This is a genomic window from Streptomyces cucumeris, assembly GCF_024295805.1.
GTDB lineage: Bacteria > Actinomycetota > Actinomycetes > Streptomycetales > Streptomycetaceae > Streptomyces > Streptomyces cucumeris.
This window is the reverse complement of record NZ_JANCLX010000016.1, coordinates 170265-184166: the sequence shown is the minus strand read 5'-3', so window position 1 is coordinate 184166 and position 13902 is coordinate 170265. Positions and strand designations below refer to the sequence as shown.

General features: G+C 72.3%; 13 protein-coding genes. 7 read left to right on the top strand and 6 right to left on the bottom strand.

The annotated features are described in order from the left end of the window. From NMK44_RS23590 to NMK44_RS23570, 5 genes are all read left to right on the top strand, one after another. Positions 1–132, top strand: a 132-nt coding sequence (locus NMK44_RS23590) for an integrase core domain-containing protein (RefSeq protein ID WP_254746239.1), incomplete at its 5' end; no start/stop codon positions are given. 137 nt (positions 133–269) lie between these two features. Next, positions 270–782, top strand: a complete 513-nt coding sequence (locus NMK44_RS23585; RefSeq protein WP_254746215.1) for a hypothetical protein — start codon at positions 270–272, stop codon at positions 780–782. Positions 783–1194: 412 nt separating this feature from the next. Then, positions 1195–1461: a beta/gamma crystallin domain-containing protein gene (locus NMK44_RS23580; protein ID WP_254746213.1), complete on the top strand. Its 267-nt coding sequence runs from the start codon at positions 1195–1197 to the stop codon at positions 1459–1461. Between the two features lie 233 nt (positions 1462–1694). Beyond that, entirely contained in the window at positions 1695–2117 is a 423-nt protein-coding gene (locus NMK44_RS23575) for a YciI family protein (protein WP_254746211.1), read from the top strand. Then, positions 2110–3255 (top strand): RNA polymerase sigma factor, encoded by a 1146-nt coding sequence (locus NMK44_RS23570; protein ID WP_254746209.1) that lies wholly within the window; start codon positions 2110–2112, stop codon positions 3253–3255. The genes NMK44_RS23575 and NMK44_RS23570 overlap by 8 nt, the downstream gene beginning before the upstream one ends. 62 nt (positions 3256–3317) lie before the next feature. Here the strand turns inward: NMK44_RS23570 and NMK44_RS23565 are convergent, their stop codons facing one another. The 4 genes from NMK44_RS23565 to NMK44_RS23550 all read right to left on the bottom strand — a co-directional run bounded on the left by NMK44_RS23565 (position 3318) and on the right by NMK44_RS23550 (position 8321). Continuing rightward, entirely contained in the window at positions 3318–4517 is a 1200-nt protein-coding gene (locus tag NMK44_RS23565; protein ID WP_254746207.1) for an NAD(P)/FAD-dependent oxidoreductase, read from the bottom strand. Between the two features lie 92 nt (positions 4518–4609). Continuing rightward, positions 4610–5554, bottom strand: a complete 945-nt coding sequence (sigJ, locus tag NMK44_RS23560; RefSeq protein ID WP_254746205.1) for an RNA polymerase sigma factor SigJ — start codon at positions 5552–5554, stop codon at positions 4610–4612. Positions 5555–5745: 191 nt separating this feature from the next. Next, complete coding sequence (locus NMK44_RS23555) at positions 5746–6699, bottom strand: hypothetical protein (RefSeq protein ID WP_254746203.1); 954 nt, start codon at positions 6697–6699, stop codon at positions 5746–5748. Between the two features lie 95 nt (positions 6700–6794). After that, the gene (locus tag NMK44_RS23550) at positions 6795–8321 is read right to left on the bottom strand and encodes an amino acid permease (protein ID WP_254746201.1); all 1527 of its coding nucleotides are present in this window, start codon (positions 8319–8321) and stop codon (positions 6795–6797) included. 558 nt (positions 8322–8879) lie between these two features. Between NMK44_RS23550 and NMK44_RS23545 the strand changes: the two genes are divergently transcribed. Beyond that, the gene (locus NMK44_RS23545) at positions 8880–10310 is read left to right on the top strand and encodes an NAD-binding protein (protein WP_254746199.1); all 1431 of its coding nucleotides are present in this window, start codon (positions 8880–8882) and stop codon (positions 10308–10310) included. Between the two features lie 62 nt (positions 10311–10372). On the opposite strand, the gene NMK44_RS23540 is transcribed toward NMK44_RS23545, so the two are convergent. Both NMK44_RS23540 and NMK44_RS23535 read right to left on the bottom strand, forming a co-directional pair. After that, positions 10373–12013 carry a PucR family transcriptional regulator gene (locus tag NMK44_RS23540; RefSeq protein WP_254746198.1) on the bottom strand — a complete coding sequence of 547 codons (1641 nt, stop codon included), beginning with the start codon at positions 12011–12013 and terminating at the stop codon, positions 10373–10375. Positions 12014–12285: 272 nt separating this feature from the next. Beyond that, a complete protein-coding gene (locus NMK44_RS23535) occupies positions 12286–12999 on the bottom strand; it encodes a TetR/AcrR family transcriptional regulator (RefSeq protein WP_254746197.1) in 714 nt (237 codons plus the stop codon). A gap of 117 nt (positions 13000–13116) precedes the next feature. Here NMK44_RS23535 and NMK44_RS23530 point away from each other — a divergent pair, with 117 nt between their 5' ends. Continuing rightward, positions 13117–13890, top strand: a complete 774-nt coding sequence (locus NMK44_RS23530) for a siderophore-interacting protein (RefSeq protein WP_254746195.1) — start codon at positions 13117–13119, stop codon at positions 13888–13890. Positions 13891–13902 lie beyond the last annotated feature (12 nt).

The window sequence follows — 13902 nt, the reverse complement described above, 5'->3', positions numbered from 1 at the left end:
ACCTCAGACGCCGAACGACAGGCAGCGTTCCCCGACTGGCTGGACTGGTACAACTACCACCGACCCCACACCGGAATCAGCGGCCACACCCCAGCCAGCCGCGTCACCAACCTCTCGGGACAACACACCTAGACCGGCGATCCGCCGCCCCACGGGGGTGGGCGGCGGATCGCCGTCGGTTCGGGAGCCACGGCCGGGCAGGATCGACGAGCCGATCGTGCCGGAGCACCACACCCACGACCCGCAGGAGCGCCGCGGTGGAGAGCAGGTTGCAGCAGAAGCTCAGGGAGCGCAGGGAGAAGGCTGCCCTGGCGGAGATCGAGCGTGGGCTCGGTGAGCTGCGTACCGGACGGGCGGTGGACGCCTGCGCGGTACCCCGCTGGGTGGCGGAGGCTGTCAGCCGGACGTGGGACCTCTTCACGGAGCCGCAGGAGACGCTGCCCGATGACGTACCGCCGGCCCGGCTCGACGAGTGGGTCGAGGAATTGCTCATCGCCCATGGCGTCACCGACCGCGTACTCGTGGCGAGTCATCTCACGATCGTGCCGTGGCTGGAGATTCGCGTGCCCGCGCACGAATGGATGGCACAGGTCCGTGAGGCGGTGGAGGAGCCGTGGATATTCATCTCGGGAGCGCTCGACATGATCGTCGTCGTTACCGAGTCCGAGTACTTCTACGAAGCTCATATCGGCCGCGACGACCGCACGGAAATCGAAGAAGCCGACACGACGTGTCGCTCTGCTTCCGACACCGAAAGCACCTGGGAATTGAAGGACCCGTAGGCAGTGCGTTCACCGAGGCATTGACCGTGCTCGCGGAGCGCGGGGTTCGATGGCGGGGAAGCCGGGTATGCCGGGGAGGGCAGCGCACCGGGGCAGTAGCGGTGGAAGGCTTCCACCTCGGTGTATACCGCGGTTCCGGCGCCGGTGGAGCGGACGGTGGCTGCCCATGGGCCCGTCACCGCGCCCGCTCTTTACTCCACCAGCCATGGCCAGACGGAGCCCCATATCCGTTTCCTAGTGGTTTCCCCAGTAGCTCTTGCCGCAGGCAAGTACGGGGCCAGCGAAAGGAAAACGCGCGACTAGCCTGGCACGCGCAATTGACCAGAGCATAGGAGAGCGCTCCATGAAGGCCCCACTCAAGCGAATTTTGGCCACTGCCATCGGCACGGTTGCCCTGTCCGCGCTCATTCCCATGAGTTCGGCTGCGGCGATCAGCCGTACGGAGTGCGGTAGCCGCACGGACTTCCTCAAAATCACCAACTACAACGGCACCGCTTCGCTCTGCTACGCCAACTCGGGCGAGCGGAGTGTCAACATCTACGACGTGGACCACGTGAGTTCGGGGAACAACCGGGTCGACGTCATTCTCGGTGGCACGAAGTACCACCTCGAGAAGAACCGGTCGATCGTCGACATCGAGGGCCTGGACCAGGAACTGACCTGGATCAAGATCTACTAAGGGCTTCCAGCTCTCAGGGGGCGCCGATGGCCTCCGCGATGCCCCGGACACGATGCCGGGTTCGCGGGGGCCATCGGCCGATCCACGGCCGTTGCCCCTCCTCGGGAGGACCGGGAGGACCGGGAGAACCGGGAGAAAAAAGTTCGGGCCGCCATGTCGAGAACCCGCGTCCGGCTCCGTCCCCGGGGTGAAGGCGACCACAATGGGTCGCACCAGCACCGAGGAGAACCACGATGGCCAAGTACCTGCTGCTGAAGCACTACCGCGGAGCCCCGGCCGCGGTGAACGACGTTCCCATGGACCAGTGGACGCCGGAGGAGATCTCGGCCCACGTGCAGTACATGAACGACTTCGCGGCCCGGCTCGAGAAGACCGGTGAGTTCGTCGACGGTCAGGCGCTCGCCCCCGAGGGGGCGTGGGTCCGGTACGACGGGGAGGGCCGCCCGCCGGTCACCGACGGTCCGTTCGCCGAGACCAAGGACCTCATCGCCGGCTGGATGGTGATCGACGTCGACACCTACGAGCGCGCCGTCGAACTGGCCGGGGAGCTGTCGGCCGCGCCGGGGAAGGGCGGGAAGCCGATCCACGAATGGCTCGAGGTGCGTCCGTTCCTCACCGCGGCACCCACCGTCGCCGACTGCCACGCCGGTGGATGAGGCCCTGCTCCGCAGCCTCACACCAGGTGTCCTCGGGATCCTCGTCCGCCGCGGAGCCGACTTCGCGGCGGCCGAGGACGCCGTTCAGGACGCCCTGGTCGAGGCGGTCCGCGTCTGGCCCGCCGACCCGCCGCGGGACCCCAAGGGCTGGCTGGTCACCGTGGCCTGGCGGCGGTTCCTCGACGCGACCCGGGCGGACGCCGCCCGCCGCCGGCGTGAGGACCTCGTCGACGAGGAGCCGGAACCCGGCCCCGTGTCCTCGGTGGACGACACGCTCCGGCTGTACTTCCTGTGCGCCCATCCGTCGCTGACGCCGTCGTCCGCGGTCGCGCTCACCCTGCGCGCCGTGGGCGGGCTCACCACCCGCCAGATCGCCCGGGCCTACCTGGTGCCCGAGGCGACGATGGCGCAGCGCATCAGCCGTGCCAAACGCACCGTCTCGGGCGTGCGGTTGGACCGGCCCGGCGATGTCGCGACCGTGCTGCGCGTCCTCTATCTGGTCTTCAACGAGGGCTACTCCGGCGATGTCGACCTCGCCGCCGAGGCGATCCGGCTCACCCGGCAGCTCGCGGCCGTGATCGACCACCCCGAGGTGGCGGGGCTGCTCGCCCTGATGCTGCTCCACCACGCCCGGCGCGCCACCCGGACCGCGCCGGACGGCAGCCTGGTGCCGCTCGCCGAGCAGGACCGCGGCCGGTGGGACACCGGGGCGATCGCCGAGGGCGTCGGGATCCTGCAGACGGCGCTCGCCCGTGACCGGCTGGGCGAGTTCCAGGCCCAGGCCGCGATCGCGGCGCTCCACGCGGACGCGCCCACCGCCGGGGAGACCGACTGGGTGCAGATCGTCGAGTGGTACGACGAGCTCGCGCGGCTGACCGACAACCCGGTCGTCCGGCTCAACCGCGCGGTGGCCGTCGGAGAGGCCGACGGACCGCGCGCCGGGCTGGCGGCGCTCGCGGAGCTGGACGACTCCCTGCCCCGCCACACCGCGGTGGCGGCCTATCTCCACGAGCGGGACGGAGACCTGGCGACGGCGGCCCGGCTGTACGCCGAGGCGGCCCGGAAGGCGCCCAGCCTCACCGAGCGGGACCACCTGACGCGCCAGGCCGCCCGGCTCAACACCCGCCCGTCCCGCTGACGTCTCCCGGGGGACGCCGGACCGGACGCCCCCCGCCCCGGAGCACCCGGGCGCCGGGCTCGTCAGGCCGGGGTCCCGGCCGCCGCACCCGCGACGGGGGCCGTCTGCCGCACGACGCGGCGTCGCCGGACCGGCATCCCGAGCGTCGGGTTGGCGACGCCCCAGGCGGCGCCCTTGCAGACCAGTTCCTTGTAGACGGCGGCGAGCCGTCCCGTCAGGGCCGCCCGGACGGCGCGGTCGTCGGCGGTGACGTACTGGATCAGCCCTTCCCGGCGGCCCAGCGAGACGCACTGGTTGAAGTAGCGCAGCGGTGCGTCCGGCATCTTCCCCCCGGTCAGACGTGCCGCGATGGCGTCGGCGGCCTGCCATGCCATCGGGGTGCCCGAGGCGCATGACATGCGCAGCGGCTTGTCGCCGGGACCCATCGCCATGGCCGCGTCGCCGACGGCGTACACCTCCGGGTGCGAGACCGAGCGCATGGTTCCGTCGACCACGATCCGGCCGGTCTCGGTGACCTCCAGGGTGGTGGCCCGGGCGATCGGGTGGACCGCGAACCCGGTGGTCCACACGGTGACCGCGGCCGGGACGGACGTGCCGTCGGCCAGGGTGACGCGGTCGGCCCCGACGCCGGTGACGGCGACGTGCTCGTACGCGGTGATGCCCAGCTTGGCGAAGACCTTCCGCAGGTGGTCGCGGCCCTTGGGGGAGAGCCAGTCGCCGAGGCCGCCGCGGGCGGCGAGGGTGACGTCGAGCTCCGGGCGGGCCTCGGCGATCTCGGTCGCGGCCTCCAGTCCGGTGAGGCCGCCGCCGACCACGACCACGGACTGTCCGGCGTCCAGCCGGGCCAGGCGCTCGCGCAGCCGGAGCGCTCCGGCGCGGCCCGCGATGTCATGGGCGTGCTCGGCGGTGCCGGGGACGCCCTGGTCGTCCCAGCCGCTGCCGAGGGCGTAGACGAGGGTGTCGTACGCCAGCTCCTCGGCACCGTGGGCGGTGGTGACCGCGACGGTCCGGCGGTCGACGTCGACACCGGTGACCTCGGCGAGCTTCAGGGTGACGCCGGTGCCCGCGAACATCGTGCTCAACGGCCGGGGCGCCAGCTCCTGGCCGACGGCGAGCTGGTGCATCCGGACGCGCTCGACGAAGTCGGGCCCGGCGTTGACGAGGGTGATGGCGACGTCTTCGCGGTGCAGCCGCTTGGCGAGGCGCCCGGCCGCGATGGCTCCGGTGTATCCGGCTCCGAGGACGACGATGCGGTGCTGCATTTCTGACTCCTGTCGTGGGCGGATTCGCCCCTTGAACCGGGCGGCCCGCCGATTCCTGACAGGAGCGCGATGTGAAGCACCTCACATCACGGTCAGAAGGCCGTCAGCAGGGGTTCACCGTGGTCGCCGGACGCCCAACGCTCCGTCGCGCGCTCCAGCTTGTCGGGGTTGGCCTGGTTGCGGAACGCGGCGATGCCGTCGGTGGTGATCTCCAGACACATGACACCGACGACCCGGTCGCCGACGACCACCACGAGGGCGGGGCTCCCGTTGGCGGTCGTGACGTGGATGTCGGGCGAGCCGCCCACCAGGGCGCGCTTGGCCTTGCTGGGCTTGAACAGGCCCCGCATGAACTTCGCCACCGCGAGGGCGCCCTCGAACGCCTTGGTGCGGGCCGGGACCTTCCCGCCGCCGTCGCCGACCGCGAAGGAGTCCTCGGTGAGCAGCCGTACGAGCGGCTCGGTCCGGCCGCTGGTGGCGGCCGCGAGGAACTCGTCGATGATCCGCCGGGCGGTCTCCTCGTCGACCTCGGTGCGTGCCTTGCCCTCCGCGACGTGCTTCTTGGCCCGGTGGAAGATCTGCTGGCTGGCGGCCACGCTGATGTCGAGGATCTCGGCGATCTCCCCGTGCGGGTAGGCGAAGGCCTCCCGCAGCACGTACACCGCCCGCTCGTTGGGGGAGAGCCGCTCCAGCAGGGTGAGGACCGCGTACGAGACCGATTCGCGCTGTTCGGCGGTGTCGGCCGGGCCGAGCATCGGGTCCCCGGCGAGCAGCGGTTCGGGGAGCCACTGGCCCACGTAGGTCTCACGCCGCGCGCGGGCCGAGGTGAGCTGGTTGAGGCACAGATTGGTGAGTACCTTCGTCAACCAGGCCTCGGGCACCTCGATCCGGTCGACGTCGGCGGACTGCCAGCGCAGGAACGTCTCCTGCGCGGCGTCCTCGGCCTCGCTCGCGGAGCCGAGGAGCCGATAGGCGATGGCCTCCAGACGGGGCCTGGAAGCCTCGAACCGCTCGACGTCGTTCATGGTCAGGGCCATGGCCCGGATCCTAGTCCGACCCGGCGGCGGCGGGGGGTTCAGTTCGCGGCCCGGCATCCCGCCCGAATCGCTCCGGCCTTCCTGCCGGCGCGCGGGTGAATGTACCAACTGGCCATATCCATAGCGGGAATTCGCGGGGAATGACGTCCGGCAGAGGGCCCGGGCGTTTGTGCTCCGGGCCCTCGTGGCGGCTACGAGCCCGTCTTCGCCAGGCGCTCGTACTGCTGCGAGAAGCGTTCCAGCGGGTCGCCCTCGGCGTTCCAGGGCCAGGGGGTCGCCACACCCGTGGTGGCGCGGAGGGCGGTCGCGGCCTCGTCCATACGGACGGACTTGACCAGGGCGAAGGCCAGGACGTTGAGGTCGGCCAGGGCCGCCGCGTGGCGGAAGAAACCGGGGCGGGGCCAGTCCTGGGCGGCGCGGTCGAGGACCGAGGCCACTTCGGGGCGGCGCCAGTGGTCACCCGCGCTGATCGCCGCCAGCCCGCCGGTGGCCACGGCGCGCTGGTGGCCGCGGACGATCGAGGTCATCTCCAGTCCGGCGGCGGGGGCGTCGGCGGGCATGCCGTAGCGGATCGAGTCGAGCAGATCGACGACCTGCACGGTGGAACCGCATTCGTCCGGGGAGAGATAGCCCAGCGCCTGGAGGTGCGCCTCACGGTTCCAGGGGTCGCGGGCCTTGATCTCCTTCCAGACCGCGGACAGTTCCTGGTAGGGCCGTCGCTCATGGCGCAGCGTGGCCAGGTACACCACCCACGGGGTGGGGTCGGCGGGGAGCAGATCGGCGGCCTGGAGACAGGTGGCGCGGGCCTCGCCGAGATCGGCGGAGGAGCCCTGTCTGCCCGCCTGGACCAGTTCCGACCAGGCATGCAGCAGTAAGGCGTTCTGATCGTGCGGCTGGTGGCGGCGCCAGATCCCGGGCAGCGCCCGCCCGGCGGCCGCGGCGAGCACACCGAGCCGGTGTGCTTTGCGGTCCCAGTCCTCCCCGGCGTCCTCGATCACCCGGGACACCTGGGCGGTCACGGTGGTGTCGAGTTCACCGCGGACCCAGCTCGCCCCGAGGCGCTGCCGGACGCGGCCGAGGGGGACGTCGTCGAGTTCGGGGACCAGACGGGGGCGGCTGCCCTTGCGGCGTCTGAAGACGGGCATCTCGGTCGGCGACCTTCCAGTGGTGGGGGGAGGCCGGCGGTGTGCCCCCGCACACCGCCGGCCCTCGGGCGTTCACCCCGGCCGCCGCACTTCGGCTACCGGGCCCTGGTGCTGTCCTCCTCGGTGGCGGTGGCGGTGGCGATTCCCGCGGCGTCGTCGGCGGAGGCGGTGGCGGTGTGCGGGCGGATCCGGTCGCGGACCAGTGCGATGGCGACCACCAGGGCGGCGACCAGTACGGACAGCAGCACCTGGATCCTTCCTCCGCCCTCACTGTCGTCGGTGAGCATGTAGACGAGCACAAACGAGATCATCCCGATCGTCACCCACGTGAGATAGGGGAACAACCACATCCGCACCAAGAGCTTCCTAGGATCCTCGCGAAGGATGATGCCCCGCATCCTCAGCTGGGAGAAGCAGATCACCAGCCACACGAACAGCGCGACGGCACCGGAGGAATTCAGCAGGAACTGGAACACGGTCTCCGGCCACATGTAGTTGAAGCCGACCGCGACGAACCCGAAGACCACCGAGGCGAGGATCGCGGTCTGCGGGACACCGCGGGAGTTGGTCCGGGCGAAGGCCGCCGGGGCGTCGGCACGCTGGCCGAGCGAGAAGGCCATCCGGGAGGCGGTGTAGAGACCGGAGTTGAGGCAGGAGAGCACGGCGGTCAGCACGATGACGTTCATGACCTGACCGGCGTGCGGAATGCCCATCACGTCCAGCGCGGCGACGTAACTGCCCTTGTCCGCGATGGTCTTGGAGTCCCACGGCAGGACGGACACCACGACCAGGATCGAGCCGAGGTAGAAGACGCCCACCCGCCAGATCACGCTGTTGGTGGCCTTGGTGACCGCGCGCTGCGGGTTCTCGGACTCACCGGCGGCCAGGGTGACGATCTCGCTGCCCATGAAGGAGAAGACCACCAGCAGCACACCGTTGAGGATCGCGCTCGGGCCGTGCGGCAGGAAGCCGCCGTGTTCGGTGAGATTGCCGAAGCCGGTCGCGGCGCCCTCGGAGCCGGGCAGCACACCGGCGATGGCCAGGGCGCCCAGGATGATGAAGGCGGCGATGGCGACGACCTTGATGCCCGCGAACCAGAACTCGAACTCACCGAAGGAGCCGACCGACGCGAGGTTCGTGGCGGTCAGCAGGACCATCACGATCAGCGCCCAGGCCCACTGCGGAACGGACGGCACCCAGCTCTCCAGGATGACCGCGCCCGCGGTCGCCTCCACGGCCAGCACCACGACCCAGAAGAACCAGTACAGCCAGCCGATCGAGAAGCCCGCCCAGCGCCCGAGCGCCCGGTCCGCGTAGGCGGAGAACGAGCCGGAGGTGGGGTTGGCCGCCGCCATCTCGCCGAGCATCCGCATCACGAACACGACCAGCGCGCCGACCAGGGCGTAGGACAGCAGGATGCCGGGGCCGACGGCGGCGATACCGGACGCGGAGCCGACGAAGAGGCCCGCGCCGATGACTCCGCCGACAGCGATCATGGACAGATGGCGGTTCTTGAGACCGCTCTGGAGCCCCGATCCATGCGGGGCTCCACCGCCCGGAGGCCCGGCGGAGCCGGGGGGCGAGGAGGGAGAGGCCACGGAAGCAGGGGGACGTGTAGTCATCTCGACATCCATTGCGTGGTGGGTGAGGGTTTCGGCGGTCCGGCGGCCGGGGCGCGGCAATCGGCGGTGCGCATGAGGGGAAGACCGGCCGGTGAGTCCGGGCTCGGGTCCGCAGGCCGGGGCCCGGAGTCAGGTCCCGGAGCCCCGGGCGTGAAGCGGCTGTGTCGACGGGCGGCGGCCCGTGTGTCCGCGGGTCGCTCGGCCTCCTTGCGGGAGCTCCTTGTGGGAGATGAACCACAGCGACTCGGGATGAATGTGCGCAAGCGTAGGCAGGGGTCCGCGGCGGCGTACCTGTGAAGTTCGCCAACATCCCGGCCGAGGACTGTGCGAACGGCCAATGCGGTCGCGGGGTGCCGTGGACTTTCGGGGGTCCGGACGCCCCGGGCCGGTGTCCTGTCCGGTGGCCGGGACGGACCGGGGCAACGTACGGCCGCACAACGCGGCGGCCGCCACCTTGGTCCGCCGCACAGCATGCGGGGCCCCGCGGCCGCCCTAGCGTGAGGACCCGAGCCGCACCGGACCGGAGGAGCCGACCGGAGGAGCCCCAGGGAGCACGCCATGGAAACGTACGAGGGCGAGACGTACGGGGGCGGGAGCCACGAGGGCGGGGATCCGGGCCCCGGCGACCGGATCGTGGTCATCGGCGCGACGACCCTGGCACGGCGGGTCTGCGCGGCGGTCACGGAGAACGGCCGCCCCGTACAGCACCTCACCGCCCCCGACGACCAGGAGCTGCGCCGGGCGCTCGGGATACGGCCCGCCGGGGTCGCGGTGCTCGTCGGCGACGATCTGTCCGCCCTGCGCTACGCCCTGGCGGTACGGCATGTGTGCGACACCGTGCGGATCGTCGCCACGGTCTTCGACCGCACCGTGGCACGGCAGCTCCAGTCGCTGCTGCGGCGGTGCGTGACGGTCTCCCCCGCCGATCTGCTGGCGCCGTCGCTGGCCGGGCCGTGTGTGGGACGCGGTGTGCTGGCAGTGTGGGACGACGGGCCCGACGGCCCGGTGGCGGTCGTCCGCCGGGCCGACGGCCATCTGGCGCGCACGGCCTGGCGGCCCACCGCGGCGGCGCGGCGGCGCGCCGTGTTCGGGCGGCTGCGCGGCCAGTTGCAGCCCCATGACGCGGACGCCCGGCTGCTGCTCATCGGACTGCTCGGCATCGCCGCGGTGCTGGTGCTGGACTGGCTGTGGCTGGTGACCGCCTTCCACCGGCCCGCCAGTACGGCCTTCCTGGAGGCCGCACGGGTGGTCGCCGGGGTCGGGCCCGCCGTTCCGCATGAGGGCCATCCGGGATACGAGGTGGTGTCCGGGGTGGCGATGCTGGTGACGGTCGGTTTCACCGCCCTGCTCACCGCGGGCATCGTGGACCGGCTGCTCGGCGCCCGGCTGGTGGGGGTGCTGGGGCGGCGGGTGCTGCCGCGGGCGGGGCATGTGATCGTCGTGGGGCTCGGACAGGTGGGGCTGCGGCTGTGCCAGACGCTCCGTCAGGTGGGGGTGCCGGTCATCGGGGTGGAGCGGGAGCCCACCGCGCCCAACCTCCGGCTGGCCCGTGCGATGCGGATCCCCGTGGTGCTCGCACACGGCGAGGACCGCGAGGTGCTCGCCCGGCTCGGCCTGGCCCGCGCGGACGCGCTCGCCGCGGTCGGTTCGGAGGAGCTGGACAACATCGCCGTCGCCGTGGCCGCCCACGGGGTGGCCCCGGAGGTCCGGGTGGTCCTGCGGGCCGGTGAGGACGAGGCGATCGCCGAGACCCGCGCTCTGCTCCCCCTCGGTCTGACCCGCGACATCACCCGCACCAGCGCCGCCTATGTCACCGCTCGGCTGACCGGCCTCGCCCCGCGCCGCGTCGTGGCCGACGCGGACTGCGACTACGTCGATCTGCCGGACCGCGGTCTGACCGCCTGGCCGGTCCCGGCCCGGGACGACTGCGACCACGTCCCCGCCGCGCCGGTGGTGATCCCGGGCCCCGCCCCGTCCGGCAGACCGTGACAGCCGCCGTCATCCCCACGGCCCGCGGCACCGCCCCCACGACGGCGCGTTCCGGCCCGGGCTCAGTTCCCGGCCGGCGGGAGCCGGAGCTGGAGCATGGCCAGCAGGCGCTGGTCGGCGCGGGTAAGGTCGAGGCCGGTGAGTTCTTCGGCGCGGCGGATGCGGTAGCGGAGGGTGTTGGGGTGGACGTGGAGTTCGGCCGCGGCCGCGCGGACGTCGCCGAACGCGTTCAGATAGGCCAGGATCGACGCCGCGAGCTGCCCCCGGTGGCGGCTGTCATGGTCGACGACGGCGGTCAGCCGGGGGTCACGGATCCCGGGCCGTTCGGCGAGCAGCCCGAGGATCTCGCTGACCAGCACCTCCGCCTGGATGTCCGGCAGCGCCGCGACCGTCGTGGCCACCCCGGTGCGCACCATCGCGTCGAGGATGCGGTCCGCCTCACGGCGTGAGCCGGGGACGTCGGCGAGTCCCGGGACGATACGGCCGACCGAGCCGCGCAGCGGCAGGCCCAGGTGGCGGTGGGCCGCCTCGACGATCTCCTCGGCCCAGCTCCGCAGCGTCCCCAGGTCGATGCTGCGCGGAAGCTGGGGCAGCAGCACGTAGATGCGCTGGTCGAGCGGGGTGACCAGGGCACTGCGATGACGCGCGGCGGTGTGGACGGAGATCAGGTTGGTGACCTCGGCACGGGCCAGTTCCGGTCCGGTCGCCTCCGCGGTGCCGTAGGAGAAGCCGAGGACGGCGGCGGGGCGGCCCGGATCCACGCCCACGTGGGTCGCGAGCGGCTGCGGTCCGGTGCTGCCCTCCAGGAGTCCGGCCGAGAGGGTCGCGGTGAGCGTGACGTCGGCGGACAGCTCACGGCGCCGCCGCACCAGATGGAGCGCGGCGACGCGGGCCGCGCCGGTGAGCGCCTGCTCGGAGCGTTCGGTCAGCGGTGTCGCGCCCTCCTGCACCCAGATGGTGCCGAGCTGCCGGTCGCCGGACCGCACCGCCACCGCGAGCCGGCGGCGGATGCCCAGTTCCGGGTGGCTGTCGACGGAGATGACCTCGTCGGAGGCGCGCAGCCGCTGGAACACACCCCAGCGGCGCAGCCGGGCCAGATACGCCTCCGGGCCCTGCCAGCCCAGGATGGAGAGCCGCCGCAGGTCGTCGACCTCGTCGGAGTCGGTGGAACGGGAGTACGCGAGGACGCGGTTGGCGGTGTCCTCGATGCTGACGATGCCGCCGGTGAGCACGGCGGTGGTCTGGGCGAGCGAGAACAGGTCGCCCTCGCCCTCCTCGTACCCCTCCGCGTCCCGGTCGAGCGGGACGTCCTCCAGCGCCGCGCGGGCCAGGGCGTCCACCTGTTCCCAGCGCGCCTCGCGCCGTACGGAGAGCAGGGCGACCCCGGCCTCGACGGCGGCCTCGGAGAGGGCCGCGGCCTGGCCGGGGCTGTCGACCTTGACCGCGACGGCGGCGGCTCCGCCGCGTCCGCCGGCCCGCAGCGCGGGAAGGGCGGCGCGGCCGCGGACGCCGATGGCGAGGACCAGTTCGGCGGGGTGGGCGACCGGTTCGTCCTCGGGGTCGAGCAGCGCCACACCGCGGATGGGTACGTCGAGCCCGGCGGGGGCGGCCTGGAGCTCCACCAAGGGTTCACCGAGGGACATCAGCAGCTGGCGCAGGCTGACACCGCTGCCGGAGTGGAGCGCCCCGTCCGCTGGATCCATGATCGACGCCTCTTGCCGCTGGGGTCGGGGCCCGGCCTCGTGCCGGACTGCCGTGCCGCCGTGCGGCGTGCCACCGCGCACCGGCGCGGGTCCGTTCCGCCGCACGGGGGGAACGACGCCCACAGTACTGATGTTTCCGGCCGGGGCAACCGCCCGCCACGGTCCGGTCCGCCGCAGGTCAGCGGCGGTGTGCACCGGGCCGGTTGGCTACCGGGGAGTAGCCGACCGGACCTGCGCCCGCCGGCACTCCGGTCACCGCTCAGACCGGCACGCTACCGCGCGTACGGCAGTCCCAGTCGTTCGCAGACCTCCCGCAGACACTCCTCGAAGACCGGCTCCATATCGGTGTAGGCGAAGTCCAGTTGGTGGAGGACCTCCATGCACAGCAGTCCGTAGAGCCGGGACCAGCAGGAGAGACAGACGTGGACGGCCTCCGGCGGCAGCCGTCCGTCGAGCGATATCGCGTAGGCGGCCAACTGCTCGCACAGCGAGGGGTCGAGCTCCCCGGGGGCGGGGACGGGGAAGGGCCGGGCCTCCCAGAGGGCGGCCACCTCGTCGAGCAGCACCCGCTCGAAGCGCTGCCCGGCCTGGTGGCGTGCCGAGTCCTCCCGGCGGTCGGACGGCGGGATGGGGCTGGCGAAGATCCAGCCGAACTCGGCGGGGTGCTCGGTCGCCCAGCCCCGCATCGCGCGGCAGATGGCCAGCAGCCGCTGGGCGGACGGGCCGCCGGGGTGACCGTCGCGGGCGGCCTCCATCCGCTCGGTGAGCTCCTGGAAGAAGTCCGCGGTCACCGCGCCCACCAGCGCTTCCCGGCTGGAGAAGTAGTGGTAGAGGGCGGGTCCGCTCATTCCCACCTCGCGCGCCACGGCGTTGATCGTGACCGCCTCGGACCCGTGGGAGGTCAGCAGGAGGCGCGCGGCGGTGCGGATCTCCTCGAGGGTGGCCCGGCGGAGCCGTTCCCGTCGGTTTCCGGTCTGCGCAGCCATCCAATCGGCCCTTCTCTCCGGGGGGTTGGCGGGTGGACGCCGTTGACACCCTAAGGCATCTATGTTTGCTTAATGACTCTAGAAACTTCTATAAGCAATAGAGAAAGGGGCCGCAAGATGACCGATCAACCGGTCGCGAGCCGCGCGCGGCGCAATCCCCTGGCCGGAATGCTGGCCAAGTACACGCTGGACACGGTGGTCACCCAGACCGGGCCGGTCACCCCGAGCATGCGGCGGATCCTGCTGCGCGCCGACGCCCCCGTCCCGTTCACCTGGACACCGGGCCAGCACGTCCGGGTCCAGCTCAACGACCCGCTGTCGATGGGCGGGATCCTGCGCCCGGGAGAGACCCTGCGCACCTACACCATCTGGGAGTTCGACCCCGGGGAGCGCACCCTCGAACTGCGCGTCCACCTCTACGACGGCGACGGCATCGGCCTGTCCTGGGCGCGGACGGCGGCCCCCGGGGACCCGGTGACGTTGTGGTGGCCGCAGGGGGACTTCGTCCTGCGCGAAGCGCCGTACCACCTGTTCGCCGGGGAGGAGACGGCGAGCGTGGCGTTCGCCCCGATGCTCCGCGCGCTCGCCCCCTCGGCCCGGGTGTACGGCGTGCTGGAGAGCGCGGGGCCCGAGCACGACCCGCCGATGCCGGACCGTCCGGATCCGCTGCGCCGGGTCCATCGCGACGGCGCGTCCGCCGCCTCGTCCCCCCTCCTGCGCGACGCGGTCGCCGCGCTCGAACTGCCCGCCGAGCCCGGGTTCGCGTATCTGGCGGGCGAGGCCCGGAGCTGCCGGATGGTCCGTGACCACCTGATGCGTGAACGCGGCTGGCCGAAGTCCGCGATCAGGCTCAAGCCGTTCTGGGCACCGGGCAGACGCGGACTCCACTGACCCCGCCGGGCA

Bases quoted from the DNA above. Each gene is read 5' to 3' on its own strand.
- NMK44_RS23580 (WP_254746213.1), top strand. From the start codon at position 1,195: ATGAGTTCGGCTGCGGCGATCAGCCGTACGGAGTGCGGTAGCCGCACG.
- NMK44_RS23575 (WP_254746211.1), top strand. From the start codon at position 1,695: ATGGCCAAGTACCTGCTGCTGAAGCACTACCGCGGAGCCCCGGCCGCG.
- NMK44_RS23565 (WP_254746207.1), bottom strand. From the start codon at position 4,517: ATGCAGCACCGCATCGTCGTCCTCGGAGCCGGATACACCGGAGCCATC.
- sigJ (WP_254746205.1), bottom strand. From the start codon at position 5,554: ATGGCCCTGACCATGAACGACGTCGAGCGGTTCGAGGCTTCCAGGCCC.
- NMK44_RS23555 (WP_254746203.1), bottom strand. From the start codon at position 6,699: ATGCCCGTCTTCAGACGCCGCAAGGGCAGCCGCCCCCGTCTGGTCCCC.
- NMK44_RS23550 (WP_254746201.1), bottom strand. From the start codon at position 8,321: ATGACTACACGTCCCCCTGCTTCCGTGGCCTCTCCCTCCTCGCCCCCC.
- NMK44_RS23545 (WP_254746199.1), top strand. From the start codon at position 8,880: ATGGAAACGTACGAGGGCGAGACGTACGGGGGCGGGAGCCACGAGGGC.
- NMK44_RS23540 (WP_254746198.1), bottom strand. From the start codon at position 12,013: ATGGATCCAGCGGACGGGGCGCTCCACTCCGGCAGCGGTGTCAGCCTG.
- NMK44_RS23535 (WP_254746197.1), bottom strand. From the start codon at position 12,999: ATGGCTGCGCAGACCGGAAACCGACGGGAACGGCTCCGCCGGGCCACC.
- NMK44_RS23530 (WP_254746195.1), top strand. From the start codon at position 13,117: ATGACCGATCAACCGGTCGCGAGCCGCGCGCGGCGCAATCCCCTGGCC.